26 protein-coding genes and 1 pseudogene are annotated in these 25737 nt (G+C 50.1%); 17 read left to right on the top strand and 10 right to left on the bottom strand.

Translation table 11 applies throughout. The annotated features are described in order from the left end of the window. Positions 1–27: 27 nt before the first annotated feature. The 5 genes from accC to nikR all read right to left on the bottom strand — a co-directional run bounded on the left by accC (position 28) and on the right by nikR (position 3556). Complete coding sequence (gene accC, locus AC0VXX_RS15410; RefSeq protein ID WP_475514981.1) at positions 28–1398, bottom strand: acetyl-CoA carboxylase biotin carboxylase subunit; 1371 nt, start codon at positions 1396–1398, stop codon at positions 28–30. A gap of 8 nt (positions 1399–1406) precedes the next feature. After that, entirely contained in the window at positions 1407–1850 is a 444-nt protein-coding gene (gene accB / locus AC0VXX_RS15405; protein WP_475514980.1) for an acetyl-CoA carboxylase biotin carboxyl carrier protein, read from the bottom strand. Between the two features lie 18 nt (positions 1851–1868). After that, positions 1869–2315 carry a type II 3-dehydroquinate dehydratase gene (gene aroQ, locus AC0VXX_RS15400; RefSeq protein WP_475514979.1) on the bottom strand — a complete coding sequence of 149 codons (447 nt, stop codon included), beginning with the start codon at positions 2313–2315 and terminating at the stop codon, positions 1869–1871. A gap of 115 nt (positions 2316–2430) precedes the next feature. Beyond that, a complete protein-coding gene (locus AC0VXX_RS15395) occupies positions 2431–2769 on the bottom strand; it encodes a TonB-dependent receptor plug domain-containing protein (RefSeq protein ID WP_475514978.1) in 339 nt (112 codons plus the stop codon). A gap of 376 nt (positions 2770–3145) precedes the next feature. Further along, positions 3146–3556: a nickel-responsive transcriptional regulator NikR gene (gene nikR, locus AC0VXX_RS15390; RefSeq protein ID WP_475514977.1), complete on the bottom strand. Its 411-nt coding sequence runs from the start codon at positions 3554–3556 to the stop codon at positions 3146–3148. A gap of 182 nt (positions 3557–3738) precedes the next feature. On the opposite strand from nikR, the gene AC0VXX_RS15385 reads away from it, so the two are divergent. The 6 genes and pseudogenes from AC0VXX_RS15385 (at position 3739) to AC0VXX_RS15360 (ending at position 8361) form a co-directional block, all read left to right on the top strand. Continuing rightward, entirely contained in the window at positions 3739–3975 is a 237-nt protein-coding gene (locus AC0VXX_RS15385; RefSeq protein ID WP_475514976.1) for a hypothetical protein, read from the top strand. Positions 3976–3990: 15 nt separating this feature from the next. Beyond that, positions 3991–5289 (top strand): annotated as a pseudogene (locus AC0VXX_RS15380) (ABC transporter substrate-binding protein); the annotation flags it as partial. After that, positions 5277–6266: an ABC transporter permease gene (locus tag AC0VXX_RS15375; RefSeq protein ID WP_475514975.1), complete on the top strand. Its 990-nt coding sequence runs from the start codon at positions 5277–5279 to the stop codon at positions 6264–6266. The pseudogene AC0VXX_RS15380 and the gene AC0VXX_RS15375, both read left to right, overlap by 13 nt. After that, a complete protein-coding gene (locus AC0VXX_RS15370; RefSeq protein ID WP_475514974.1) occupies positions 6259–7089 on the top strand; it encodes an ABC transporter permease in 831 nt (276 codons plus the stop codon). The genes AC0VXX_RS15375 and AC0VXX_RS15370 overlap by 8 nt, the downstream gene beginning before the upstream one ends. Then, positions 7083–7793 carry an ATP-binding cassette domain-containing protein gene (locus tag AC0VXX_RS15365; protein WP_475514973.1) on the top strand — a complete coding sequence of 237 codons (711 nt, stop codon included), beginning with the start codon at positions 7083–7085 and terminating at the stop codon, positions 7791–7793. The genes AC0VXX_RS15370 and AC0VXX_RS15365 overlap by 7 nt, the downstream gene beginning before the upstream one ends. Then, on the top strand, positions 7777–8361 hold the full coding sequence (locus AC0VXX_RS15360; RefSeq protein ID WP_475514972.1) for an ATP-binding cassette domain-containing protein: 585 nt from the start codon (positions 7777–7779) through the stop codon (positions 8359–8361). Before AC0VXX_RS15365 ends, AC0VXX_RS15360 begins: the two co-directional genes overlap by 17 nt. A 25-nt stretch (positions 8362–8386) precedes the next feature. On the opposite strand, the gene arfB is transcribed toward AC0VXX_RS15360, so the two are convergent. Continuing rightward, positions 8387–8803 (bottom strand): alternative ribosome rescue aminoacyl-tRNA hydrolase ArfB, encoded by a 417-nt coding sequence (arfB, locus tag AC0VXX_RS15355; protein WP_475514971.1) that lies wholly within the window; start codon positions 8801–8803, stop codon positions 8387–8389. Positions 8804–8906: 103 nt separating this feature from the next. Between arfB and AC0VXX_RS15350 the strand changes: the two genes are divergently transcribed. From AC0VXX_RS15350 to AC0VXX_RS15320, 7 genes are all read left to right on the top strand, one after another. Beyond that, positions 8907–9284: a SpoIIAA family protein gene (locus AC0VXX_RS15350; RefSeq protein WP_110457071.1), complete on the top strand. Its 378-nt coding sequence runs from the start codon at positions 8907–8909 to the stop codon at positions 9282–9284. 77 nt (positions 9285–9361) lie between these two features. After that, on the top strand, positions 9362–9547 hold the full coding sequence (locus tag AC0VXX_RS15345) for a DUF3012 domain-containing protein (protein WP_475514970.1): 186 nt from the start codon (positions 9362–9364) through the stop codon (positions 9545–9547). A 190-nt stretch (positions 9548–9737) separates the two neighbouring features. Beyond that, a complete protein-coding gene (locus AC0VXX_RS15340) occupies positions 9738–10133 on the top strand; it encodes a hypothetical protein (protein ID WP_475517051.1) in 396 nt (131 codons plus the stop codon). 218 nt (positions 10134–10351) lie between these two features. After that, positions 10352–11656 carry a TolC family protein gene (locus tag AC0VXX_RS15335; protein WP_475514969.1) on the top strand — a complete coding sequence of 435 codons (1305 nt, stop codon included), beginning with the start codon at positions 10352–10354 and terminating at the stop codon, positions 11654–11656. 17 nt (positions 11657–11673) lie between these two features. Further along, positions 11674–12933 carry an efflux RND transporter periplasmic adaptor subunit gene (locus AC0VXX_RS15330; RefSeq protein ID WP_475514968.1) on the top strand — a complete coding sequence of 420 codons (1260 nt, stop codon included), beginning with the start codon at positions 11674–11676 and terminating at the stop codon, positions 12931–12933. 12 nt (positions 12934–12945) lie between these two features. After that, positions 12946–16191 carry an efflux RND transporter permease subunit gene (locus AC0VXX_RS15325; protein WP_475514967.1) on the top strand — a complete coding sequence of 1082 codons (3246 nt, stop codon included), beginning with the start codon at positions 12946–12948 and terminating at the stop codon, positions 16189–16191. A 166-nt stretch (positions 16192–16357) separates the two neighbouring features. Continuing rightward, complete coding sequence (locus tag AC0VXX_RS15320) at positions 16358–17275, top strand: aspartyl protease family protein (protein WP_475514966.1); 918 nt, start codon at positions 16358–16360, stop codon at positions 17273–17275. Between the two features lie 90 nt (positions 17276–17365). Here AC0VXX_RS15320 and AC0VXX_RS15315 read toward each other — a convergent pair whose 3' ends face one another. Next, positions 17366–17827 carry a NanQ anomerase/TabA/YiaL family protein gene (locus tag AC0VXX_RS15315; protein ID WP_475514965.1) on the bottom strand — a complete coding sequence of 154 codons (462 nt, stop codon included), beginning with the start codon at positions 17825–17827 and terminating at the stop codon, positions 17366–17368. A gap of 51 nt (positions 17828–17878) precedes the next feature. Next, positions 17879–19039, bottom strand: coding sequence for a DUF3080 family protein (locus AC0VXX_RS15310; protein ID WP_475514964.1), 1161 nt, complete (start codon positions 19037–19039; stop codon positions 17879–17881). Positions 19040–19281: 242 nt separating this feature from the next. Here AC0VXX_RS15310 and AC0VXX_RS15305 point away from each other — a divergent pair, with 242 nt between their 5' ends. The 3 genes from AC0VXX_RS15305 to AC0VXX_RS15295 all read left to right on the top strand — a co-directional run bounded on the left by AC0VXX_RS15305 (position 19282) and on the right by AC0VXX_RS15295 (position 22150). Continuing rightward, positions 19282–20337 carry a patatin-like phospholipase family protein gene (locus tag AC0VXX_RS15305; protein ID WP_475517050.1) on the top strand — a complete coding sequence of 352 codons (1056 nt, stop codon included), beginning with the start codon at positions 19282–19284 and terminating at the stop codon, positions 20335–20337. 220 nt (positions 20338–20557) lie between these two features. After that, on the top strand, positions 20558–21142 hold the full coding sequence (locus tag AC0VXX_RS15300) for an LON peptidase substrate-binding domain-containing protein (protein ID WP_475514963.1): 585 nt from the start codon (positions 20558–20560) through the stop codon (positions 21140–21142). A 78-nt stretch (positions 21143–21220) separates the two neighbouring features. Continuing rightward, complete coding sequence (locus tag AC0VXX_RS15295; protein WP_475514962.1) at positions 21221–22150, top strand: pseudouridine synthase; 930 nt, start codon at positions 21221–21223, stop codon at positions 22148–22150. A gap of 42 nt (positions 22151–22192) precedes the next feature. Here the strand turns inward: AC0VXX_RS15295 and AC0VXX_RS15290 are convergent, their stop codons facing one another. Beyond that, positions 22193–24073, bottom strand: a complete 1881-nt coding sequence (locus tag AC0VXX_RS15290; RefSeq protein WP_475514961.1) for an alkaline phosphatase D family protein — start codon at positions 24071–24073, stop codon at positions 22193–22195. A gap of 95 nt (positions 24074–24168) precedes the next feature. Continuing rightward, a complete protein-coding gene (locus tag AC0VXX_RS15285; protein WP_475514960.1) occupies positions 24169–24450 on the bottom strand; it encodes an MliC family protein in 282 nt (93 codons plus the stop codon). A 291-nt stretch (positions 24451–24741) separates the two neighbouring features. Here AC0VXX_RS15285 and yegS point away from each other — a divergent pair, with 291 nt between their 5' ends. Next, a complete protein-coding gene (gene yegS / locus AC0VXX_RS15280) occupies positions 24742–25650 on the top strand; it encodes a lipid kinase YegS (RefSeq protein WP_475514959.1) in 909 nt (302 codons plus the stop codon). Positions 25651–25737 lie beyond the last annotated feature (87 nt).

Here is a 25737-nt window from a genome sequence, read left to right as displayed (position 1 = left end):
TGCTCACCATGCACCTATGAGGCTAGATTATTTGTCCGCTAAATTGGGCAGCAGTGAGTGCTCTAAATAATCGATGGGCTGCGCGCCTTGGACAAAGCCATCGTCGGCCAGTATCCGCTTGAGCAAGGGGATATTAGTGTTAATCCCTTGGATAACCAGTTCATTTAAGGCAACGCGCATACGGGCAATGGCGCAGTTGCGTGAGCTACCCCAAGTGATGAGCTTACCTATCATAGCATCGTAATAGGGCGGCACCTGGTAACCTTGATAAAGATGCGAGTCCCAGCGAACCCCAAGGCCGCCGGGAAGGGTGAGTGCTGTGATGGTGCCTGGTGATGGGGTAAAGTTAACAGGGTCTTCGGCGTTAATACGACACTCAATAGCATGACCATGGCATTGTATTTGTGCTTGGCGCATGCCAAGAGGCTGATCTGCGGCGATACGCAGCTGCTCGGCGACCAAGTCGAGATGAGTCACCATCTCTGTTACCGTATGTTCTACCTGCAAGCGGGTATTCATCTCCATAAAGAAAAACTCACCCTCTTGGTAAAGAAACTCTATGGTGCCAACGCCCTCATAGCCTATGGCTTGGCAAGCCTTGATACAGCGTTGACCGATAGTATCGCGCTGCTCATCGGTTAATCCTAATGCCGGCGCTTCCTCTATCACCTTTTGCTGGGCACGTTGCATCGAGCAGTCACGTTCGCCTAAAGACAGCGCATTGCCCTGCTTATCGCATATGACTTGCACCTCGATATGGCGCGGCTGGCTTAAGTATTTCTCTAGATAGACGCCGGCATTGCCAAACGTGGCTTCGGCCTCACCTTGAGTTAAGGCTATGGTGCTTAGCAGCGCGCTGGCATCGTTAACGATGCGCATCCCTTTTCCGCCACCACCGGCGGTAGCTTTGACCATAACCGGATAGCCGATAGCGTCGGCCAGAGCCAAATTGGCGGACGCATCATCGCCCAGCAGGCCATCAGAGCCGGGAATAGTCGGTAATCCTGCCGCTTTCATGGCGGCAATGGCGCTGACCTTATCCCCCATTAGGCGGATAGTGTCACTGCGTGGGCCGATAAACACAAAACCACTGGCGGTTACTTGCTCGGCAAAGGTGGCGCTTTCGGATAAGAAGCCATAACCAGGATGGATAGCATCGGCATGGGTGAGTGCGGCAGCGGCCAGTATTGCTTGGCTGTTTAGATAACTTTGGCTCGATGGTGCGGCGCCAATACACAGGCTTTCATCGGCAAGGGTGACATGCAAGGCGTCTTTGTCGGCGCGTGAGTGAACGCTCACTGTGGCGATGCCCAGCTGTTGGCAGGCGCGGATGATCCTTACGGCGATTTCGCCGCGATTGGCGATAAGCACTTTGTTAAACGGGCGCGATGCTGCCATGGCAGAGCTTACTCGATAACCATTAAGGGTTGATCAAACTCAACGGCGTCACCGCTGTTGCATAAAATCGCCTTCACTACGCCAGCGTGTTGGGCTTGTATTTGGTTCATCATTTTCATTGCCTCAATAATGCAGACGGCATCACCTTGCTCGACCCTTTGCCCCACTTTGACTAAAGCCTTGGCGTCTGGCGAAGGCGATAAATAGAAGGTGCCCACCATAGGAGACACCAGCAGATCTTCCTCGGCATAGTCGAGTGGCTTAGTCGACTCTGGGTTGGTTTTATCTTCTGTGTCGTCGGTGGTTTGGCCAAATGCTTTGGCCGCTACGGTCTTGGTGTAGCTCAGATCGCGGCAGATACGAATCGACTCCTCGGCATTTTTAATTTCCAGCTCCGAGATATCAGAGGCTTGCACCAGGGCTATCAGTTTTTTAATTTTACGAATATCCATATGCTTGTCTCTTGAGCATTAGTGAGCTGCTTTGATACGGCTGATGGCCGAGCGCAGTGCAAATTGATAACCCATTTCACCCAAGCCACAGATCACCCCAACGGCTTTATCTGAAAAGTAGGAGTGATGTCGAAACGGTTCGCGGGCATGCACATTCGACAGGTGCACCTCGATAAAGGGGATAGCCACTCCCAGTAGTGCGTCTCTAAGTGCGACACTGGTGTGGGTAAAGGCCGCCGGATTGATAATAATGAACTGGGCATCGCTGGCATGAATGGCATCGATCAGTTCATGTTCGGCATTGGATTGAATATGTTGCAGTTGCACCGCTTCCGCTTGGGCCATTTGGGTCAACTGTTCGACAATCTGGCTTAAAGTGTGATGACCATAATGGCCGGGTTCTCGACGACCTAACAGGTTTAGATTAGGGCCATTGACTAACAATATTTTCGCCTGACTACTCATGCAACATACCTTTAGGAGTGAGCTGCAGCGCGGCGCGCAGATGCTCATTTTTAATAGATAACTGCAAGTTAGCATAATTTAGCGCTATTTTGTCGCCGCAATTTAAATTTCATCATCAGCCAGTGTTGAGTCGATTACCGTCAAGTAACCAGAGGATGTCTTGCGGGCGACTGCCTTGCAATGCATAGTCGGTATCGGTATGGCGACCCGCTCGGCCGTTAGCGAATAAACCCGGTACAAACTGGCTGAGGACCTTGTTGATATCGACCGCCCCAGCGGCTTGGATCATCTCACTACTGATAATGGTGACATCGCTACCCAGGGTAACATTTTGGTAGGTGCCGTCATCTTGATATTGCACACCGTGAACGGTGATTTTTTCGATATCATTAGCGAAAGCGGCGTTGTTTACAGCTAATAACGTTAAAGCTAATCCCCATGTTTTCAAATACATTACTCATTCCTTTTGGGTACGCGGTTATGTTTTTGTGACCTAAGCTAACGGTGTGCTATATGTTTGAGTGGGAATAATTTTGCGAGCCAGATCAATTATATCGGCGATAGTATGAAAAATATTATAAAAGTATTACTCGTGCTGTGTGAATATCGCAGGCAATATAATGTACTTAATTAAATGGCTGAATCATTTATTAATGAGTGAAAAGGGATTGATATCAGGCTTGAATATGCTTGATGAATTATAGTGGTTACCACTGGATAAGCTTGGTCGATGTGCATTAAAGGTGGCTTGTATTAGTCATACTTAGCCATTTAAAGATGGCTAAGGTATTAATGGGAATGTAATACTTTAGGCTTAAATATAAGGCGGGTTAAACGATACCCGTGCGGCTTAAGCGTGCCACCTTGACGCCTTTAAGCACAGCGATTCGATTCACTATGCTATTGAGTTCACTGGCTTGCCCTTTAATAATAATGGTTTCTAGGCAGTTATGGTGGTCAATATGAACATGAGTACTACATAAAACATGAATTAAATTATTGTGCTGTATCTCAAGCAGTTTTTCAGTTAGTCCTCTTTGGTGATGATCAAATACCAGCGTGAGCACGCCCACCACATCTTCTTTGCTGTTATTCCACTGTTTATCAACCAGCCTATCGCGAAATAGATCTCTTATATATTCAGAACGAGAAAGATATCCGCGCTCTAATTGATCTTCTTCAATCTCTTCAAATTGAGATTTTGGCATGGAAACGGTAAAGCGGATCGTGTCGTTAGGCATAAGTTAAATTCTATAAAGCTTAATTACTGTGAGTATCCTACAGATATAAAAAGGATGCAAAAATATAAAATTGATCTAAGTCAACGATAGTATTAAAGATCTGTTTTTAGGCTGATTTTTAGGCAAGCACCCGTTAGTATGACGAATATTTTAATAGTGTTACGCGCTTGGGCTGAATGTTTATGAGACGGTTAATCTTGCTGCTGTTGTGTGGTTGTTTCGCTTGCCTCTCAGTGGCAGCGGCGGATAGGGAAGTGGCTGCCACTGACAGGGTATTGACACTCGCCTTAGGGGCCGAGCCCGACGCGGGGTTCGATCCTATCTTAGGCTGGGGTAAATATAACCGGCCGCTATTTCAGTCGACACTGTTGCGGCGCAATAAACAACTTGAGCTGGTGGGCGACTTGGCAACTTCGTGAACCTTATCAGCCGATCGCTTAACCTGGCAAGTCTCGCTACGAAAAGGGGTTAGCTTTAGCGATGGCACAAAGCTTACGGCTGAAGATATTGAGTTTACCTTCGATACTGCCAAGCACATTGCCTCAATACACGATCTCACTAATCTAGAGAAGGTTGAGGTGGTATCAGATGGAGAGCTCAGGTTTCACCTGCAGCAGGCCGACATCACTTTTATCGATAACTTTGTCAGTTTAGCGATTGTGCCTAAAGCAAGTTATGGTCCGCGATATGGCTTAGCACCTGTTGGCTCGGGGCCGCTCAAGTTTGTTCGCTGGGATCGTAATCAACAGCTCATCATGGTCCCCAATCCATATTATTACGGCCAAAAGCTACAATTTAAAAAAGTGGTGGTCATTTTTAGTGATGAAGATAGCCGCTACTCTCGGCTGCGCGTCGGTCAGTTAGACCTTAGCGCGATAGCACCGCGCTATGCGCAGTTACTCCCGCCGACATATCGGCTATGGCGTATCGACAGTGTCGATAACCGCGGCATTGCTTGGCCTATGCTGCCTAAGCAGGGCAATAACATAGGTAATGATGTTAGCTCAGATCTGGCGATCCGCACCGCTATCGACTTAGTCATTGATCGTCAGGTGTTAGTTGAGCAACTGCTAGAGGGTCATGCAACACCGGCTTATTCGATTGCCGATGGATTGCCTTGGGGGCCAGTTGATCAAGCCCATGAACCTCAAGTTGATCGCGAGGCAGCCATTGCACTGCTTGATAAAAGTGGATGGCAATTACAAGGTGGTATACGTCAGCGCGATGGCGTTAAGGCGTCGATGACGCTTTATTATTTGGCAGGCGACACCGTGCGCCAACAATTAGCCTTGGCGGTAGCGCAAATGGTCAAACCGCTAGGCATCCAAATCACTCCCATCGGTAAAAGTTGGGAGGCCATCTATAAACAGATGCATCAACAGCCGGTGTTATTTGGTTTTGGAAGCCACTCGGCAACCGAAGTGAGGGGCGTGCATCACAGTCAATATCGAGGCCAAGGCTATTTTAATTCAGGCTATTACAGCAATCCTGAAGTGGATAACGCATTAGATGAGGCCCAGCATGCACTTTCGTGGCAAGCCTCATTGCCGTATTGGCAAAGCGCGCAGCAATTCATTGCCCAAGATAAACCTTGGACTTGGCTGGTTAACCTTAAACATCTTTATGCGGCCAATGTCTGTCTTGATCTGGATTCGCCCGGAATTGAGGCCCATGGTCACGGTTGGCCATTAGCCAATAATATCGAGCATTGGCGCTGGCAATGTCCCAATTGATGCCCACCCATAGCTATGCCATCTTAAGTGCTGGTTTACGGCTGGTATTACTGCTGATTTTGGTGGTGTTACTGGCCTATTTTCTGCTGAGTTGGACACCGATAGATCCGCTGAACGCCTATTTAGGTGGCAATGTCTTTGGCATTTCTGAGCCACAAAAGGCCTTGCTCGCCCAGCAGTTGTCACTGGATCAAAGTGTGGGGCAGCGTCTACTGCATTGGTTATCTGGGTTAGCGCGAGGCGATCTCGGCTTTTCTACCCTTTATCAGCAGCCCGTATCAAGCGTTATCGCCACCCATTTACCCCTATCGCTACTGCTCATTGGTCTTAGCTGGGTAGGATCATTGGTGCTCGGTTATCTGCTGGGGTTACTGGCGGGTATTTATCAAGACAGTTGGCTCGATAAGGCGGTGCAGCGGTTTTCATGGTTGATGGTATGCATGCCCTCTTTTTGGTTAGCCATGCTGTTTATCAGCCTATTTTCAATTGCCTTACAGCTCACCCCCGTGTGCTGCGCCGCGCCAATTGGTATGACTTTTTCTGAGCAATCTGTGCTCAGTATGTTGCATCATCTGCTATTGCCTGTCGCTACCCTGACGGTGGTGAGCATGGCGCCAATAGTGTTGCACACCCGAGAGAAGGTGATTGACGTGCTGCAGTCTGATTATGTGCAGTATTCTCTGGCGCATGGGGATAGCCTGTTTAAGGTGGTGCGCTTTCATGTGATCCGTAACAGTCTATTACCGGCAATCGTGTTGCAATTTGCGACCTTTGCAGAGCTGTTTGGTGGCTCGCTGATCGCCGAAACTGTGTTTAGTTTTCCCGGATTAGGCGCCAGTATTGTGAAGGCAGGTTTAGCCAGTGACACCGACTTACTCATGGGCTGCACCTTAATTTCGGCATTGATGGTCTTTAGCGGTAACCTTATTGCCACTGTGTTATCACGCTACTTTATTCAGGAGGCTGGGGATGCGTGATCTACTGCGTCAGCCCAGTTTTATGGCTGCGCTTGCCTTACTATGTGGGTTAGTTGGGCTGGCCTTACTCTGGCCTTGGCAGGGGGCAGAGCTCGATTTACTCAATAAATATCAAGCGCCTTCACTACAACATCTGTTTGGCACCGACTGGCTCGGCAGAGATCTGTTTAGTCGCAGTCAACAGGCGCTGGCGCAGAGCCTGTATGTGGGCGGGCTTGCGGTATTGCTGAGCAGTGTGTTGTCGTTGATGATGGCGATGCTTGCCATGTTACATCGCTCCGCCGCGTGGATGGTCGATCTGCTGGTGGATCTGTTTATGTCACTCCCCCACCTCTTGCTGTTAATTCTCTTATCGTTAGCCTTTGGCGGTGCAGAGTTCGGCTTAGTGGTGGCGGTTGCATTAAGTCACTGGCCTAAACTCACGCGATTACTACGTTTTGAAATGAAACAGGTGCAGTCTGCCCCCTATTATCAGTTAGCGAAACAGTTTGGTACTTCACCTTGGCAAAGATTACGGCGTCACATGTTGCCGCATATCTTGCCTCAGTGGTGGATAGGCGGCTTGCTGCTGTTTCCTCATGCGCTTACCCATATGGCGGCGTTGACCTTTTTAGGTTTTGGTCTTAATCCTGACTCGCCATCCATGGGCGCCTTGTTAGCTCAGGCATCGCAATATGCGTTAACCGGACATTGGTGGTTTGCCCTGTGCCCTGGTTTACTCTTACTCAGTTGCTTGCTGCTCTTGTCTTATGTTGCGCAGCGTCTGCTGCTCGGTTTACGTCAGGGGCCGCAAACTCACCTTGAAGGAGTGGTTAAATGTTAACTGTCGAAGGGCTTAGTATTCAATCCGATGCTGTCTCTCTATTGTCGCCGTTAAGCTTTTCGCTCAAGCAAGGTGAGGTGCTTGGCGTGATAGGCGCCAGCGGTAGCGGTAAAAGTTTATTGGCACAGGCGTTGATGGGGCAGGTTCCGCCCGGCTTTAAATTAGGTGGCAAGGTTACCAGTCAGCAAGGTTTTCGGCGCGCATTGGCGGCGCAGTCGGCCTCTGTGTTAGATCCGTTGCGATTAATCGGGTCACAATTGCGTTATGCATCGCAGCGATTAGGCAAACGTGCCTCGACGCGTCGACACTATTTTAAGCTTAGCGGCAATATTACTGAGCGTTATCGGCACCAGCTCTCTGGCGGTATGGCAAAGCGCGCCTTAATGGCGCAGGCTTGCTGGCAATCGAGCGAGATTATGATTGCCGATGAGCCCTGCTGCGGACTCGACGTCGAAGCGGCAAAGGCGATATATCAACATTTAGCGATGCTTGCTCGCGATGAACAACTGGGCGTCATGGTGATTAGTCATAATTTGAGGCAATTATTGCCTATTGCCGACAGAGTGTTAGTGCTGCGCGATGGGCGCGCCGTGGAAATGACCACAGCAGCGCATATTCGTGCAGGGGCGTGTGATGAGTATACGCACCGCTTTTGGACGGCACTGCCAGAACATTGGGAGTCAGAACGTGTTGCGGTTGCATAAAGGCTATGTGCGCCGAGGCGAGCAGTTAATCACATTTCCAGACATCGAGCTTAAGCGCGGCGAAATAGTGGGGGTATCAGGCCCCAGTGGTGTGGGCAAATCCACTTTAGCGAGCATGCTTGCGGGGATAATACCTATGCAAGCTGAGCTGCACTCATTGCCAAGGCGCGCGCGGGGTAAACCTAATCCGGTGCAGTGGCTTATCCAGCAGGGGGAGTTTGCGTTTAATCCCAGATTAACCCTTAAAACCGCGTTAGATGAGAGCTGGCAATGTGACGATTACCTGCCACTGCTTAAGGATTATGGTCTGGAGCCTTCTTGGTTAACAAGACGGCCAAATCAGTTATCCGGTGGTCAGCTACAACGTTTTAATTTGATCCGGGCATTAGTGCCCACCACGCAGTTTATTATCTGTGATGAGGTAACGGCGCATCTGGATACCATCACCCAAGCCGAGTTTTGGCAGCACTTATTAGCTACGGCAAATAAGCGCAACTTAGGCGTGTTGGTGATCTCCCACGATCCCTACCTACTCGAAGCGATTTGCGATCACATTGTGACTTGGTAAAGCGCCGTCAACGGCAAGCGTACGCTTAATCTCGAGGCTTCTCTTGGCGCAGGGCCTTGGTGGCACCGCGCTGTTTTTTGGCCTCGATACGCCGTTTCTGGCTGCCTTTGGTGGGCTTGGTGGCGATACGCTTTTTAGCGGTATGTCCAACGCTGGCGACCAAGCTGATAAATTGTTCCAGTGCGGTTTGACGATTAGCATCTTGGCTGCGGCTGGCTTGACACTTAATGATGATTTTGCCGCTTTTGGTAATACGATGATCAGCTTTAGCCAGTAAGCGTTGCTGATACAGTTCGGGGAGCGAGGATTGGTGAATATCGAAAATAAGCTGGGCAGCGGTAGAGACTTTATTGAGATGTTGGCCTCCAGCGCCACTGGAGCGGATAAATTGCCACTCAAGTTCATGGTCTTGTAGTTCAATTCGATTGCTGATTTTTATCATGCAGGCTCTTTAATGGTGATTATTTGATATAGACAGGTATCATTGCACTGACCAAATAAGGCAAAATGGTCAACTCATTCTTGCACCGTCGCGGAGTCCCAATATGTTATGTCAAATCGCTGATATCACCAATGGGGTGATCAGTTTATTTGCTAGCGGTCGGTTATCGACAAAAGATTATTGCCAGTTAATCGCCCCCATCATTGAAAAATACCAAGCCGAGTCAGGTAAAGTCTGTCTGTATATCGAAGCCGACGTACTGCTCGAAGGCTGGGAGAGCCAGTCATTATCAGGTGTCGGTGAGGTTCAACTACCTAGGTTCGATGCGCTAGTTTTAGTGGGCGGCCCTGATTGGTTTGGTAATGCCGTGCGTCTAATGGGGCCATTTATGCAAGGCGAGGTCGCGTGGTATCCGCTCGAGCAAAAGCCATTGGCTATTGAATGGATAACAGCCAAATTAAGTTGCCCATTAACCCAATAAACAATTTAGGCTACACTGGCTGTTGGAAATAAGCCCGAGCGCAACACAGCGTTATAGCGAATATTGAAGGAAATCCTATGTTAGCCATTAAATCTCCAGTCCTTAAGTGCGCAACATTAGCGCTGTTTACGTTGACACTATTGTCAGGCTGCGCGCCAGAAGTGGGTAGCGAAAAATGGTGTAAGCAGATGGAAGATAAGCCCAAAGGCGATTGGACCGCTAATGAAGCTGCCGATTACGCCAAGCACTGCGTCTTTAAATAATCGCTTAATACAGCGTTATCCATAGCAAATGTGACGCCGACAATACTTTAGTTATGTGAGGTATTGTCAGCGTTGAACAAATCATTACAATGCCTGTCAAATAGCTATTCATTTGATTTTTTAGCTTTATTTTTTAAGGGTGTCTGTGAGTCGTTTCTTCCACCTCGTTATCCAAAAGATCGCATTAATGATGATCGCTATCGTGGCGCTGCAGTTTGCAGTGGCTAACTTTGGCGTGCATCAGTTGCACTTAGGGGATCATCAGGAGGAGAGTGAAAACCACCCCCATCTGCAGTTTACTGCCCAGGTGATCAGCCTATCCCAATGTGTCGATTGCCAATGTGCGTTCGATTCACCTGAGCTAGACAAGCATCAACCCACGGCTCACCATCAACATCAGATCAGCAAAACCGAGACCCAAACTTTCGACCTCTGCCTAGATTGCCAGTGCCACGGTGGTCATGCGACCCTATTGTCGCAAGTGATTAGTGTGCCATCGCTGCCTGTGTCTGATGCGCCAAAGAACTTAGCTCACCATTACTTCCCACCCGAGCAACAAGCCGCTTACCGCCCCCCCATAGTGTAATTCTGTTAGCCCATATTTTTCTGTAGCTCATGGCCGTCTTAGCAATAAGGCCGCGGCTTATGCTATGGCGTTTTATCGGATCATATTCAGCTCATTAACGCTGTGACGCTTAATGTGATGGAGATTGACACCCTATTTAGCTGCCCCGCTTTGACCTTGCGTGGATGGACGCCATATGGCGCGGTGGCTGGATCGAATGTTCAATACTAGGAATTGCGATGCAAAAAAGTATTATCGCGGCGCTACTTTTGGCCAGCTGTAGTGGCCCAGTCGTGCATGCTCTGCCCAGTGGGGCACAAAGTTTTGCGCCCGCGTTGGCGCAAATCAATAGCAGTACCCCCCCGTTTCAGGCTTGGTTACCAGAGTTGTTACAACAGTTTAATCAACTGCCACAGATCAAGGCGCAGCAAGCCAAGCTCAAGCAGGCTGAGTTAATGATGCTGGCGGCCGACAACGCCGTCTATAACCCCGCGTTAGATGTCAGTTATGAAGACGGCGTAGATCAGACCTATGGCATAGGGATAAGCCAAACCTTAGATTGGGGTGATAAACGCGGCGCCGCAACGCGCACCGCCATGTTGCAAGCTGAAATATTGCGCTCTGACGTTGCACTAAGTCGCAGTCAGGCGTTGGCTGAATTGCTCTTGGCTATTGTCGAGCAAAGACGGCAGGGCAAGATCTTGCACTTTCAACTGCAGCAGCTCGATGCGGCTAAGCGGCAACTCATTATTGCCAAGCAGCAGTTGCAGGCAGGCTTGTTGTCACAAGCTGAACATCAACTTATTCAGCTTGAACTGGCGAGCCGCGCCGCAGAGCATGCCATGGTAGAGCAAGATGCCATAGCGGCCGACGCTAAGGTGTTGATGCTCGTGGGCACCCCCTCAGTTGCTTTTAATGACTTTATTGCTGCGCTCAGCGTCGATGACACGCCTTATGTCATCCGCTCAGAGGTCACGCCCGAGCTGCCAGCACTCAAGGGGGCATATCAACAAGTGATGCTCGCCAAATGGGCGGCAGAGCAAGTGAAGGCCGATACCGCCGCCGATCCCACCATCAGCTTTGGCGCCGAACGCGAAGGTGACGACAATAAGTTTACTTTGGGCCTGTCGGTGCCATTACACCTGCGCAATAACTACCGCGACACCCATGCTGTTGCCAGCAGTGAGGTCGTTGTGGCGGAGCAAAATTACCTGGCTAAAGTGCGTGTCATTAGCCAACAGCAGCAGCTATTTCAACTCAGCTTTGCGCGATTACAACAACGTTATGAGCAGTGGCGCCAATTGGTGCTGAGCTCCAGTGCCGGTATTGCCGATGCGTTAGGTCAGCAATGGCAGGCCGGTGACATTAGCACCAGTGATTACCTGCAGAGCCAGCGTCAACTGGCCAGTAGTTATCTGGCTGGTTTGTCATTGGAGTCGGCCTTGTATCAATCTTGGCTCGATTGGATGGGGGCTAGCGGCCAGTTAGAGCACTATTTAACTGCGCAGTTGAGTCTGCCCGCGCACGCCCAAGCATCTAAGTGAATTTAGGACGACATAACATGAATAAGCAAATCAATACGACCCAAGGCGTGACGCTAAGCGCAAGGCTAATAAAGGCCGCACAGTTACTATCAATTACCACACTATTAGGCTTGTCAGCCAGCGCGTTTGCCAGTGACAGCCATGATCACGGCGCAGCCAGCGACCTCGAGCGCCCACATGACGCCCGCGAAGTGGGGCACGACCACCAAAGCGAGCTGCCAGAGCATCGCGAGGCCGATAACGCCCATGGTCATGATGAGGACGAAGCCGAGCATAGCGACGGGATTGTGCTTAGCGCCGCCCAGCGAGAGCTTGCCGGCATTAAGGTGGTATCGCTCTCTAAACAAAGTTTTAGTTTAGAGGCGGTGGCAACTGCCACCTTAGTAGTGGACCGTAATCGCACTATCACCTTGGCGCCACAACTTGAGGTGCGGGTGCTTAAGCGGCATGTAGTGCCAGGGCAAGAAGTGCAGCAAGGGCAGCCCATTTTGACCCTAGGCGGCGCCGCCGTGGCCAAGGCGCAGGCGGAGTATATCAATGCCGCCGCTGAGTGGAGCCGGGTACAGCGCATGAGCCCAAGCGCCGTCAGTGCCAGCCGTCGCTTGCAGGCGCAGGTGGACGCCGAGCTTAAGCGGGCGACCCTTGAAGCGTTAAAAATGACGGATGGTCAAATTAAGGCGCTTGCATCTCGTCCAGACACCATTGGCCGCTACCAACTGTTAGCGCCAATAGCGGGGCGAGTACAGCAAGATGTGGCCATGTTAGGTCAAGTTTTTGCTGGCGGCACCGCCTTGATGCAGCTTACCGATGAGTCACACCTCTGGGTTGAGGCTCAAGTGACACCGACTCAGGCTGAAAAAGTGACGGTGGGCAGCAATGTGCTGGTGAAAGTGGGCCCCCATAGCATAGAGGCGCAGATCATCGGCCGCTCCCATGAGCTCAATAGCGTCACGCGCACCGAGCAAATTTTGGTGGCGTTCGATAATCCTGGTCATGTACTGCATGCCGGGCAATTTGCCGAAATTTATCTGGCCGACAATAGCGTTACCGGCGTGGTGCTGCCCGATGCAGCCCTGACCCGGGGCGGTGATGGTGACTGGCAAGTGTTTGTCGCCACTGATGAGGGGTTCGAGGCGCGAGAAGTTGAGGTGGTTGAGCGTCAACGGGGCATGAACTTAGTGCGTGGCTTGAGTCCTGAGACTCAGGTGGTGATTTCGGGGGCCTTTTTCTTAGCGTCCGAACAGGCCAAGTCGGGCTTTGATATCCACAATCATTAAGGGATCCTCGCTATGCTACAAAAATTAATCGATACGGCGATAGCCAATCGTCTGCTGGTGGTGTTGGCCCTGCTAGGGACCATTGTCGCCAGTGTGGTGGTACTGCCTAAGCTCAATCTCGACGCCTTTCCCGATGTGACCAATGTGCAGGTGACGGTCAATACCGCAGCTGAAGGCTTAGCCGCCGAAGAGGTGGAAAAGCTAATAAGTTACCCCGTCGAGTCGGCGATGTACGCCTTGCCTGCGGTCACAGAGGTGCGCTCATTGTCGCGTACGGGCTTGTCTATTGTGACTGTGGTGTTTGATGAAGGCACGGATATCTATTTTGCTCGCCAGCAAGTGTTTGAGCAGTTGCAAGCGGCCAGAGAGATGATCCCTAGCGGAGTCGGAGTGCCCGAAATTGGCCCCAACACCTCGGGATTAGGGCAAATTTATCAATATATTTTACGCGCCGAACCCGGTTCTGGCATCGATGCCTATGAGCTGAGAAGCCTGAATGATTACTTAGTGAAGCTGCTGATGATGCCCGTGGCTGGGGTGACCGATGTGCTCTCCTTTGGCGGTGAAGTGCGGCAATATCAAGTGCAGATAGAGCCCAACAAACTGCGCAGTTACGGCCTTGATATGGCACAGGTAACCGCTGCGCTTGAGAGCAACAACCGCAATGCCGGTGGCTGGTTTATGGCACAAGGCCAAGAGCAACTGGTGGTGCGCGGTTACGGTATGTTGCCCGCGGGCGATGCGGGTCTCAAAGCCATTGCGCAAATCCCCCTGACCGAAGTGGCGGGAACCCCAGTTCGGATAAGTGATATTGCCAAAGTGGATTACGGCAGTGAAATTCGTGTGGGGGCGGTCACCATGACGCGCCGCGATGACGCTGGGCAAGCGCAACACTTAGGCGAAGTGGTGGCTGGCGTGGTGTTAAAACGCATGGGAGCCAATACCAAGGCGACCATAGATGATATTGCCTCGCGACGCGCGCTAATCGAGCAAGCTTTGCCCGATGGCGTGTCGTTTGAGGTGTTTTACGATCAGGCTGATTTAGTGGCGCAAGCGGTCACCACAGTGCGCGATGCCCTGCTAATGGCCTTCGTGTTTATTGTGGTGATTTTAGCGCTGTTTCTGGTCAATCTGCGCGCTACCTTGCTGGTGTTGTTGTCTATTCCTGTGTCGATTGGTTTGGCGCTGATGGTGATGGCTTACTTTGGCATGTCGGCCAATTTAATGTCACTAGGCGGCCTCGCCGTGGCGATTGGTATGCTGGTCGATGGCTCGGTGGTGATGGTGGAAAACATCTTTAAACATCTTACCCAGCCAGATAGAGGTCATTTAGCCAAAGCACAGGCTAGAGCAGGAGGTGAGCGTGATCCGTACCATGCCAATCAAGACGATCTTAGTAAAGGCCGAGATAGTGAAGGCGCGGATAGCGGTATTGCCATTAGGGTCATGTTGGCGGCAAAAGAGGTGTGTCGGCCTATCTTTTTTGCGACCGCCATTATTATTGTGGTGTTTGCGCCGCTGTTTGCCTTAGAAGGGGTTGAGGGCAAGCTGTTTCAGCCGATGGCGGTCAGCATCATCTTAGCTATGATATCGGCCTTGTTGGTGGCCTTGATTGTGGTGCCAGCTCTGGCGGTAATCTTGTTTCAACCGGGAGTGTTCAAACGGGGGGTGAAACTGAGACAAAGCGTGTTGCTTAAACCGATTGAATCCCTCTATCGCAAGCTGCTCACCGTCACCATGGCGCGCCCTAAAGTGGTGGGATTAACCGCGATACTGATGTTTGCCTTAAGCATGGCGCTGCTGCCTAGGCTAGGCACAGAGTTTGTGCCCGAATTAGAGGAGGGCACCATCAATCTGCGCGTTACCTTAGCACCCACCGCCAGCCTTGGCACTTCGCTTGAGGTCGCGCCTAAGCTTGAAAAAATCTTAATGCAATTTCCTGAGGTGGAATATGCGCTAAGCCGCATTGGCGCGGCGGAGCTGGGCGGCGACCCTGAGCCTGTGAGTAATATTGAGATCTATATTGGTCTCAAGCCGCTGGAGGAGTGGCAATCGGCGAGCGATCGCTTTGCCCTGCAGCGGCTAATGGAGCAAAAGCTGAGTGTCTATCCGGGCCTGCTGTTTACCTTCTCTCAGCCTATTGCCACTCGCGTAGATGAGTTGCTGTCTGGGGTGAAGGCGCAGCTTGCCATTAAGCTGTTCGGCCCAGATTTAGCGGTATTGTCGCAAAAAGGCCAACAACTGAGTGATTTGGTGATGCAGATCCCCGGCGCGGTTGATGTGTCGCTGGAGCAAGTCTCTGGTGAGGCGCAGTTGGTGGTGCGTCCTAAGCGTGACGTGTTAGCCCGTTATGGCATCAGTGTCGATGAGGTGATGAGCCTTGTGAGCCAAGGAGTGGGCGGCGCGAGTGCTGGGCAGGTGATCGATGGCAACGCCAGATATGATATCAATGTGCGTTTGGCATCAGAGTACCGTAGTGCGCCTGATGCGCTGCGGGATCTGCTGCTTAATGGGGTGAATGGTGCGACCGTGCGGCTTGGCGAGGTGGCCGATGTGTTGGTTGAGATGGCGCCGCCCAATATCCGCCGCGATGATGTGCAGCGCCGCGTCGTGGTACAAGCTAACGTATCGGGACGCGATATGGGGTCAGTGGTCGATGATATTTATGCCATAGTGCCCCAAGCCGAGTTGCCACCAGGCTACACCGTCGTGGTGGGTGGGCAGTATGAAAACCAGCAGCGCGCGCAGCAAAAACTGATGCTGGTGGTGCCTATCTCTATTGGGTTGATCGCCTTGCTGCTCTACTTCTCATTTGGCTCTATTAAGCAGGTCGCGCTGATTATGGCCAATGTACCCCTGGCCTTGATTGGCGGTATTGTCGCGCTCTATCTCAGCGGCACTTATCTGTCGGTGCCAAGCTCGATTGGGTTTATCACCCTGTTTGGGGTGGCAGTGCTTAATGGTGTGGTATTGGTGGATTCGATTAATCAGCGCCGCGCAGCGGGTGAGCCGCTTTATGCCTGCGTGTACGAAGGCACTGTCGGGCGGCTTCGCCCGGTATTGATGACGGCGCTCACTTCCGCGTTAGGCCTTATTCCTATTCTGCTCTCGACTGGTGTGGGCAGTGAGATTCAACAGCCACTCGCTGTGGTGATCATCGGTGGCCTATTTAGCTCAACAGCACTGACACTGCTGGTATTGCCGACCCTCTATCGCTGGCTGTATCAAGATCGCAGACCTAAAGATGATAAGGCGTAATAACGTTATGCTAGTGTGAGTAAACCTTATGGTTTTAATCGGGCCAAGGATGGCCCGATTGGTATAGGCGTTTACTGAGTCACCTTGAATAAAAGGTGGCGTTGACAGTTATAGTATTATTGAATAGGTTATCTGGTTAATAACTATACTAAATTAAGGATGATTGATGTACGCCTCGCTTCGACAACTCGCTGGTATGCTCTGTTTGATTGCCTCTTTTAATACCTTTGCCGTCACCCAATGGGTTGATTTTGAACTTATCAATGGCCACATCAATTTGCCAGTGAGCATTAATGGCATAGAAGGTCGCGCCATTTTGGATAGTGGCGCTCAAGGCAATGCGATTAACACAAGCTTTATTAATCGCCATGGTTTTGAATTCGATAAAGGTGGCAAGATTAATATTCAAGGGGTGTTCAGCACTGAGAAACGCCAGCTCTATAATAATGTCCCTGTGACCTTGTTTGGGGCAACCATCGAGTTTGATCAGTTAGCGAGTCTGCGTATTGGCCATCATGAGGTGCAGTTGTTACTCGGTGCTGGTCTATTAGATAAGTTTATATTTCAGATTGATTACCCCAATAGCCGGATGAGATTATTCGAAAGAGGCAGTGTGGATTTAGCTAAACTCGAAAATATACCGATGCAGATAGACAGAGGGACGGGGCAACCAATTGTTCGAGTTGAGCTTAATGGTGATGGCGATGAAAACCCTTGGCTTGTCCTCGATACCGGTAATGCAGGCGGACTATTTTTAAAGCGCATGTTAGTAACGGACAATAACTGGCTTGAGCTTTACGGTTCTCAGTCGGGGGTCACAGGTGGTGCCAATAGCATTGCTCTGGTCGATAGCTTTCGGTTGCCTAAGATGAAGTTTGGGCCATACACAGTTGAAAATGTCTTAGTGACAGTACCAGGAGAGGGACAAACAGCATCGGTTTCGGGTCGCAGTAACAGTGGAGGGTCTCGTATCAAGGGTAAGAATATCAAGGGGCTGGTGGGCTATGATGTACTGAAACACTTTGTGTTAACCATAGACTATAAGTCGGGCCATATGCATATAGGCTTACCCGAAGACTCATAATCAGTCTTGTGGGATCTCGATAATAAGGGCACAGGATCGCATCATCTGTGCCCTTTTTTGTGGCTTTATTTTATGCCTGTCGCTGCGAGATTAAATACCGACTTTTATAACCACTTTCCTTACCGCTTTAGGTGTGGCTAGCGTGCCCGGCATATGAATATCTTGCGGAAAAAACAGCGCAAACATCCCCGCTTTTAAGGGGATAAAGGCAGCATTAGCTTTATTGGACTCATAATCAAACTGGGCGTAATCATGTTTGTCGAAGTAGGGTTTTGATGGAGTCTGATCCGCCAGTGGTAGATAGCCAAACTCCTCTTCACCACTGACCACATATTGCACGTCGATGTAACGGCGGTGCACCTCAAAAGATTCTTGTTCTCTAGGGGTAGTTTCATAGTCATTAACGATGACAAACAGATCTTTGCCCTCGAGCTCATAGGTGCCCACCTCGGCTTGAGTAAAGTCGGTCTCGACTAAGTGTTGCAGCGCTTTGGCCAATCTTGGGCTCAGTGAGGCGTACAGGGCAATGTTATTTAGGCTATCTACTATCATGACGGTTACGCAAACAAGTTAATTGAAGCGCTAGTTTAGCAAGCTTGGCTGTTAGTGGGATAGCGTTTGTTGTGGCTCGGGCGGTGGGATATCGCACGAGGCCCTAAAATCTTGCCACCACTGCACATGTCGGCGCATCTGCTGCTTGAGTTGTGCGGGCAGGGCATGGCGCTGTTCGGAGAAATGATGCTCGATGTAGTCTTGATAAACACTGCCATCAAACAGGCGTTGCATCGGCTGACTTAAGCGGTAATGCAGTTGGTTTAGTTGGGATAGATAAGCCTGGGTTTGCCCTAGATAATATTTGTGAAACAAGTTTTGCAATATCTCTTGTTGCCGATTGGCGTGGCCAAGGCGGCAGGCGGCGAGCGTTTGATAGTTAAATAGGTAGTCATTGATTGCTGTTAGTTGAGATACGCTCAATGCAAGTGAGCGCAGATATTGGTTGAGCAGTGGTTGGCGATGAAAAATCGCTAGTGTTTGCTCTAAATTATCTATCTCGATCTGTTGCCACGAGTGAGCGATGATCTGCTCTTTGATGTTGTTGAGCTGGCTCAGTGCACTTTCAAACTCCACTCGTCCGCTATGCATCTCATTTAGGGTCAGTGAGTCGTAACCGATAAACAGCCTTTTCTTAACGCTGATATCGCGCGTTAGCATCTGCCTAAACACTGTGAGTGCCTGTTGCTGTTTTTGTTCAAGCCCTAATGTCAGTGTGTCGATGAGGTCAGCATCGTCTAATGTATCAATGCACTTGGGGGCAAGTTGGATAAAACGAATATGGTAGATCAGCCGCTGACTCGCCGGTGCCACTTTACCTAAAGCGCTATTGCGCTCGGCAATCAGTTGGCCAAGCGCGCAGTGATTAAGCTTAAGTGTTTGTAAAATAGAGAGGGTTTTGGTGTCTGCTTGATAAGCTGCAGTCTTGGGTAAGGCCATGGGATTCAATGGTGCGCTTGGATAGGGCTGATTGAGCACGGTCTCGAGCCGTTTGCTGTAATCTTGCCATACGGCATCGGCATCTTGCCTGGGCTGGCAGCCCAGAGTGAACAGACTAAGTAACGCCAGTAAGCCTGTGATTCTGGCGGGCATACTGACGCGCTGCGTTAAAAACAACATCTGTTTAGGCCGGCGGTGAATGAGGTTGTGGGCTCGTGCTTGGCTGTCACTTGGGTCGCTTCCTTTTTTGTTGCTGCGCTGATGGTTTATCATGCCATGGCAATACGTTGCCTTAGCACAAAGGGTTTACTCGTAACGATAATCTCTTGTTTTGCCAGTGGTTAGCATAAGGCTTAGCTTAGGGCTGTTAATATACGCTATATTCTATCTCTTATTTACAGGCCATTTTAGACAAATGCTGGCTGCCCACTGCCGCTATATTTTATTATCATAGCCAACTTCATAGGCTCCTTAGGATAAGGAGTGAGTTGATGACATTAAACAAGGAAAATAACTTGTCTCAATTACGGTTTTTAGCCGGCCCCAGTGCCTATCGCACGATTGCCAAACATGGGCTTGATCCCGCGCTGTTTACTCGTGTGCTAGCGGCGTCTGGCGGCCCCAAATGGATTGGGATTACTGGGCTAGACAAAACCCTGTTCACGCAATTTTTTAAGGCCAGACAGACACCGCTATACACCCTAGGCGCTTCGTCAGGGGCGTGGCGTCTGGCCTGCATGGCACAGCACGACCCGCTCGCGGCCTATGCTCGGCTCGAACAACATTATATTGAGCAGCGTTATGATGTTAAGCCGACGCCTGTTGAGGTATCCCGCCAGATACAAACCATTATTAAGGCGATTTTAGGCGATAATGCTGGGCAAGATATTGTCGATAATCCGATGATTAAAAGCCATTTTATCGCCTGTAAGGCGCGGCATTTAAATCGCCTGCCCAGTCGATTGGCCCTAGGGGCTGGTCTTGCGACCACGGCGCTGAGTAATCTGGTCAGTCGCAAGACCTTAGGGCTGCATTTTCAGCGCATGGTATTTGGTAACGCGGCGGCGAAATCGCCCTTTTTACACTTAACCGATCTCCCAACAGAGCACCTAGCATTGACCGAAACTAACTTAGCGCAAGTGCTGCAGGCTACAGGATCGATTCCCTGGGTGTTAGCACCTGTGACTCAAATAGAGGGCGCGCCACAAGGGCATTATTACGATGGCGGTATTACAGATTATCATTTTGATTTGGCGATAGAAGATAGTGAGGGACTAACCTTGTATCCCCATTTTTACAGCCAGATATTACCTGGGTGGTTTGATAAATCTTTGCCCTGGCGCCGTGCTCGGCAAAACTACCATAATGCGCTGATCTTAGTGCCAAGTGAGGCCTATATCCGTCAACTGCCCTATGGCAAATTGCCCGACAGAAATGACTTTGCTCGCCTGCCGAGTGATGAGCGAATTCGGTATTGGCAACAGGTTTTAGCGGCCAGTGAGGTGTTAGCCGACGACTTCAATAATGTGTTGAAAAGTGGTGATATTATGCGGTTTATTGAGCCATTTTAATGATTAGTTTTAAGGGGCGTGAAACCAAATCTGTTCAAGTCAGGTCTAATCATTAACGGAAGAAATAGTGAGATTGGCATGGTCTAGCCAATGCAATAATGACGTATAAAGCAGTAATGGCAACAACTGCTACACTTTATTATTATTGTTCCTAGTCAATCGTTTGCAGCCTTCATTATGCTCGGTTTTGCAAACATCGACCAAGGGCGAGGAGGCTGCTATGTTAATGCAAGAAATGGCACTTATCATTCGTGATGAACTGTTATTACCCGCTGGCAGAGTCGAGATCCGAGTGGCAGGGCCATCTGGATTAAGCCTGATAGCTGAGGTACTTAAAGGGCATTATGCTTTAGCCTTTGGCATGGCAAAAACCGACAGCATCCCCCCTTGTTACACCATCGCGACTCAATGTGAGATTATCGACTTTAACCTACTCGATGACGGTTGTTTGGGCGTTGTACTCGAAGGCCAGCAAAGAGTAAAAATCTTATCGGCCAGCCAGCGTAAAGATGGCAACTGGATAGCGCGTACTTTAGGCTGTAATAATTGGCAACAGGAGCCAATTGAAGGCGAATTTGAGCTGATCAGTGCCGCATTAGCGCAATTTTATCAGGTCAATCCTGCCCTATTTGAACTCTACTCAGATCTGCACCTCGAAGATGCCAGCTGGGTGAGTCAGCGTTGGTTAGAGGTGCTGCCTCTGTATAACCGCGACAAGCAAGTGTTAGTTAATCAACCCGATTGTCACAAAACCATGGACTTTGTGCTTGAGCTGATTAAATCTCATGTCAATCACAACATTTAATCTGCAATTGGCTTAGATAGCGCCCCTTGGCGCTATCTTTGTTATTATGACGCCCATTTTGATTTATTGGCCAGCATCATGATTCGCGCATCCCAAGCCTCATATATCGTACTCCCTGACCATCCTTTGGCGCCCGCCACTGTGGTGGCGTTTTTAATCGCGCATTTTTCGCAAGTTTCGGCCCAAGAATGGCAATCACGGGTGCGTCAAGGGAAGGTGCATTGGCAAGATGGTCAACCTATCGAACTCGATAGCGCCTATCGGCCCAAGCAACGTGTGTATTATTATCGCGAGGTGGCCGAAGAGCCCTGCATCCCTTTTAGCGAGTCGATACTGTATCAAGATGAACGTATTATCATCGCCCATAAACCGCACTTTTTAGCGCTGCATCCCAGTGGGCAGTTTATCAATGAATGTTTAGTCAATCGGCTGCGAATCGCTACCCATGAGCCGCAGTTAGTCCCAGCTCACAGGCTTGATAGGGCTACAGCGGGCATAGTGCTATTGATTAAGCAGCCAGAGTATCGCGACGCCTACCATGGCCTATTTCGTGATGGCGCGATCACTAAAACCTACCAAGCCTTAGCGCCCTTAACCCCAGTATTGGCGCGCCAATATAGCGATGGTAAGTTAGCGAGCCCCTTGCGCTGGACGGTAAAAAATCGTCTGGTGAAAAGTGAGCCATCATTTATGATGCAGGTGACTGATGGAGAGGCCAATAGCCATTCAGAGGTGGCCTTGGTTGAGGTGCAAAAGGGGATGGGCCGATTTGAACTGTCGCCCATTACGGGTAAAACCCATCAGCTTAGAGTGCATATGCACAGCTTAGGCATGCCCATTTGTAATGACAGATGTTATCCCACTTTATTGCCAAAGGCGGCGGATAACTTTGCTCAGCCGTTAAAGTTGCTGGCTCAGCGGCTGCAATTTAGCGATCCTATTAGTGGCCGGCATATCGATATTCAATTGGCCGATTTACCCTTTAGCGAACCCATTATCAAAGGATGATAACAAGGTCACAGGGCTGTTAGCTGCGGTGCTGCAATCCGTTTATTTTGTCTGCTTTGGTGGTTTAAATTCGGTTTCGCTCATGTCGGCATGCAGCACGCTAATACGCTCTGGTGCGCCATTATCAGTAAATGTCACTAAGCCTATGCCGCTTTTATTCACCAGTCGTTGGCTATTAACGCCATTAGGGCGCCTACCGCGAATCGACATGCGTTTGCGTTTTGTCAGCCAGTTTAAAGGTGAAAAGTGGCCATACAACCAACCATTGAATTTATCAAACAGGGGCAATAGCTTCTCAGGAAACTGATTTTTAATGCCACTGCAGGTGATTTGATAAATATTAGGGCTCATCGAGCGAAAGCGAATGCCAATATCGTAGGCAAAAGAGTAGTGCACATCGCCCGATAGGATCACAAACTGCTCGGGTGTTTTGCGGTGCAAAAAGATGCTCAGCAAGGTGTTGGCTGTGCCTGGGTGGGCCATCCAGTTTTCGGCATCGACCAGCAGCGACGCGCCTATCCAGGTGGCGGTGCGTTGCACGGCTTCAATCAATTTAACCCCGAAGATCGGGGCGGCCGATACAATAATCACCTTGTCTTGCCCCACCAGTTGCTGCTGCATCTCCATCAGGGCTTCCCAGTCCATTAAGCCTGAAGGCTTGGCTAGGTTTGACTCGCTGCGCCAGCGTTGGGTGCGGGTATCGAGTACCATGAGTTTAGGGCTGGTATTGAGGTGGTAATGCCATTGGTCAAAGTGCAGTAGTGTATCGATGAGCTCATCGTGTTGACTCTCTGTGGGAGAGGCTAAAAATGCACTCAGTTGAGGCACTATGTCGGCTTTAAATTTATCCGGTTGATTGCCTATCCCCTGAAACAGGGTGTAGCCAATTAAGCCGTTGCCGATGATCCGCTTAGAGAAAGGGTGGCCATAGGCTGCTTGCTCCCATTTGGCGGTGAGGTTCCAGTCGTCGGTGATGTCATGATCATCGAAGATCATATAAGTGGGCAGGTGTGCCAGCAGGCGCCTGACTTGGGTTAAGCCCGCTTTAAACTCGAGTAGGTGAAGCCATTCTCGTTGCCATCTAGCGCTATTGGCTGGTGACAAGCCGTTAACCTGCTTAGGAATATCCATTAACTCCCATAATTCGGGTGACCAAGACAGCAGATAGATAGCGATCACTTCGGCCAAGCTGGTGAGGTGATTTTCGGCGATCGACGAGGTAAAAATGGGGTGATTAATATACCAACGGCTGATGGCGGTCGCCGCAGGATATTCGGTGCGCGGCAATATGTTTTTGTGGCGTTGATACATAGACGCCGGCTGGTAGCTTATGTGCTTGCTGTCAGTCAGCGAAGCTTGCTGGAACTGCTCATCGCGCAGCCCCAGCAGCTCGATGGTCTTGCCGATGGCATATAACATGGGGCCTGCGACATCATCGAGGTAGACTTGATCGCCACTGAGCATTAACAGTGCGGGTCGCGAGGTCACGCTGTTGTCTGCTGCCATCAAAGTATCGGCAGCCACTAAGCTGTCACCACTATGGTGATGGGGGTTGCGACAAGAGCCGTGTAATAGCTTATCTATTGCAGGTTTTACCACAAATTGCGGCGCTTGCTGCTGCGGATAATATAGCTGCTCAACCACACCAAATAGGTCGCCATCGGTAGGGGTGGAAACACCATATTCAATCAGCTGTTCGCTGGGATTGAGCTCAGGTCTGCAGAGGTGGATTATATATTGATAGGCGTGTTCGCCCAATTTAAATTGAGTGACCTCGTCGGCTCCAAGCGGATATTCCACCTCTGCCAATGTCAGCGTCAGTGCGGATAAGGGCTTGCTGGCGACAAACAGTAAACAGATATTATCGCTATCGCAGTGGCGCAGCATCGGACCGGCCAAGAGTAAGGGGAGCGTGACTGCCATGTTAAGCTTGCCTCAATCGATTGTGACCTTTAGCTGTGCGCATTTCACCTCTTAATCGGCTTGTGTTATTAGGTTAATGTTTTTATCGAGCGGCATTATTTTATCAAGGTGCACTGCATCGGTGTGGCGTTGTAGCCCCATGTGATACTGGCTTGGCCATGATGTTCCCCAAATTGCTCATTACCCCCTTGGTAGCGAGCTCCGCTGCCGCTAGGCTCAATGGTCATCAATGAGCTATCACCCCATTGGGCAATCAGACTATTGGGCTCAGTGTCAAAATAGGTGACCAGCACCTCTTTGGCTGGGGGAGCATCACAGTGATAAAACACCGGCCCTGTAGACTCAACTAAGCGATATCTTGCTTGTAGTTCTACCATGCGAGTCTGGTTGTTGTCGATAACACATTGTTTTTTATTGGCACTTTTACAGCAATCATTACGACCTTTGATAAAACCGCCTTGCTCGGTCTTGAGTATCAGAGGGTGTTGAGCGCGCTTGAGCTAATGCCTAATATCAGATTGAGGCTTGAGAATATCGCGTCAGTAGCAACCCAGCAAATGTTTAACATTAACCTTGTTTCACCGTACATGTTTAGCTGGCGTGTTTTATCTTTTCGTTAAATTGGGCATCATACAATGAGTGCTTATAGGTAAGTGGTGGAGGCCAAAGTGAAGATCCGTATCTTATTAAATGGTAAAAAAGCCCAGTTAGCGCCATTGCGATTGGCGATAGATAACTTACGCGAGCAGCATGATATTGAGGTGCGCGTGACTTATGAGGCCGGCGATATGGCACGCTTAGTCGATGACGCCATTGGTGATAATTGCCAGCGACTGGTGGCTGCCGGTGGTGATGGCACGGTCAATGAGGTGGTCGATGCGCTGTTAACCCACCCTAAAACCTCACGTCCAGCACTGGCGATTTTGCCTTTAGGCACCGCCAATGATTTTGCCGCCGCCTGCGCCATTCCTGATGAACCAGAGACCGCGCTGCAACTGGCATTAAGCGCCGATGCCTTTTGGATCGATGCGATTAAAGCTAACGATACCCATTTGATCAATATCGCCAGTGGCGGTTTTGGTGCGCAGGTGACTTCGACGACGCCAGCGGCGTTAAAAAACTTTCTCGGTGGCGGAGCCTATACCTTATCTGGGCTGATCCAAGCGCTGAGTTTTAAACCCTATGAAGGTGAATTTATTATTGATGGTCAGAGCGCTTCACAGCAGTTGTTACTGGGCGCCGTGTGTAACGGCCGTCAGGCGGGCGGCGGCCAGGTGTTAGCGCCCAATGCCTATATTAACGATGGTTTACTCGATTTAGTCGCCCTGCATGATTTTCCGCTAGAGGCCTTATCACAGGTGATTGATGAGTTTCGTCAACCCAAAGACGATAATCAATATGCAATATATGCTCAAAACACGGCGGCCCGTTGGCGCGCAAAGTCACCTATGCCAATTAACCTCGATGGCGAGCCGATCACCACCACTGACATTCGTTTTGAGGTAGTGCCTAATGCCATCAAAATGGTGCTCGGCGCCGACTGCCCTATGCTTAAACCCGGTAGTGAGCCCGCTTAAGTTAGCTTTAACGGGTGAATGCCTAGCCCGCTTGATGCGGCTCGCTGATATGAGGTGTTTTTTGGCCGTGAAGGGGGCTGTTAAGCT

The organism is Shewanella sp. QJM3NY_23 (assembly GCF_056173105.1).
Note: the sequence above shows the minus strand (reverse complement) of the source record. Positions and strands in the feature narration are given on the sequence as shown.

Coding starts and splice junctions, on each gene's coding strand:
- accC (WP_475514981.1), bottom strand. CDS start 1,398: ATGGCAGCATCGCGCCCGTTTAACAAAGTGCTTATCGCCAATCGCGGC.
- accB (WP_475514980.1), bottom strand. CDS start 1,850: ATGGATATTCGTAAAATTAAAAAACTGATAGCCCTGGTGCAAGCCTCT.
- aroQ (WP_475514979.1), bottom strand. CDS start 2,315: ATGAGTAGTCAGGCGAAAATATTGTTAGTCAATGGCCCTAATCTAAAC.
- AC0VXX_RS15395 (WP_475514978.1), bottom strand. CDS start 2,769: ATGTATTTGAAAACATGGGGATTAGCTTTAACGTTATTAGCTGTAAAC.
- nikR (WP_475514977.1), bottom strand. CDS start 3,556: ATGCCTAACGACACGATCCGCTTTACCGTTTCCATGCCAAAATCTCAA.
- AC0VXX_RS15385 (WP_475514976.1), top strand. CDS start 3,739: ATGAGACGGTTAATCTTGCTGCTGTTGTGTGGTTGTTTCGCTTGCCTC.
- AC0VXX_RS15375 (WP_475514975.1), top strand. CDS start 5,277: ATGTCCCAATTGATGCCCACCCATAGCTATGCCATCTTAAGTGCTGGT.
- AC0VXX_RS15370 (WP_475514974.1), top strand. CDS start 6,259: ATGCGTGATCTACTGCGTCAGCCCAGTTTTATGGCTGCGCTTGCCTTA.
- AC0VXX_RS15365 (WP_475514973.1), top strand. CDS start 7,083: ATGTTAACTGTCGAAGGGCTTAGTATTCAATCCGATGCTGTCTCTCTA.
- arfB (WP_475514971.1), bottom strand. CDS start 8,803: ATGATAAAAATCAGCAATCGAATTGAACTACAAGACCATGAACTTGAG.
- AC0VXX_RS15350 (WP_110457071.1), top strand. CDS start 8,907: ATGTTATGTCAAATCGCTGATATCACCAATGGGGTGATCAGTTTATTT.
- AC0VXX_RS15345 (WP_475514970.1), top strand. CDS start 9,362: ATGTTAGCCATTAAATCTCCAGTCCTTAAGTGCGCAACATTAGCGCTG.
- AC0VXX_RS15340 (WP_475517051.1), top strand. CDS start 9,738: ATGATCGCTATCGTGGCGCTGCAGTTTGCAGTGGCTAACTTTGGCGTG.
- AC0VXX_RS15335 (WP_475514969.1), top strand. CDS start 10,352: ATGCAAAAAAGTATTATCGCGGCGCTACTTTTGGCCAGCTGTAGTGGC.
- AC0VXX_RS15330 (WP_475514968.1), top strand. CDS start 11,674: ATGAATAAGCAAATCAATACGACCCAAGGCGTGACGCTAAGCGCAAGG.
- AC0VXX_RS15325 (WP_475514967.1), top strand. CDS start 12,946: ATGCTACAAAAATTAATCGATACGGCGATAGCCAATCGTCTGCTGGTG.
- AC0VXX_RS15320 (WP_475514966.1), top strand. CDS start 16,358: ATGTACGCCTCGCTTCGACAACTCGCTGGTATGCTCTGTTTGATTGCC.
- AC0VXX_RS15315 (WP_475514965.1), bottom strand. CDS start 17,827: ATGATAGTAGATAGCCTAAATAACATTGCCCTGTACGCCTCACTGAGC.
- AC0VXX_RS15310 (WP_475514964.1), bottom strand. CDS start 19,039: ATGATAAACCATCAGCGCAGCAACAAAAAAGGAAGCGACCCAAGTGAC.
- AC0VXX_RS15300 (WP_475514963.1), top strand. CDS start 20,558: ATGTTAATGCAAGAAATGGCACTTATCATTCGTGATGAACTGTTATTA.
- AC0VXX_RS15295 (WP_475514962.1), top strand. CDS start 21,221: ATGATTCGCGCATCCCAAGCCTCATATATCGTACTCCCTGACCATCCT.
- AC0VXX_RS15290 (WP_475514961.1), bottom strand. CDS start 24,073: ATGGCAGTCACGCTCCCCTTACTCTTGGCCGGTCCGATGCTGCGCCAC.
- AC0VXX_RS15285 (WP_475514960.1), bottom strand. CDS start 24,450: ATGGTAGAACTACAAGCAAGATATCGCTTAGTTGAGTCTACAGGGCCG.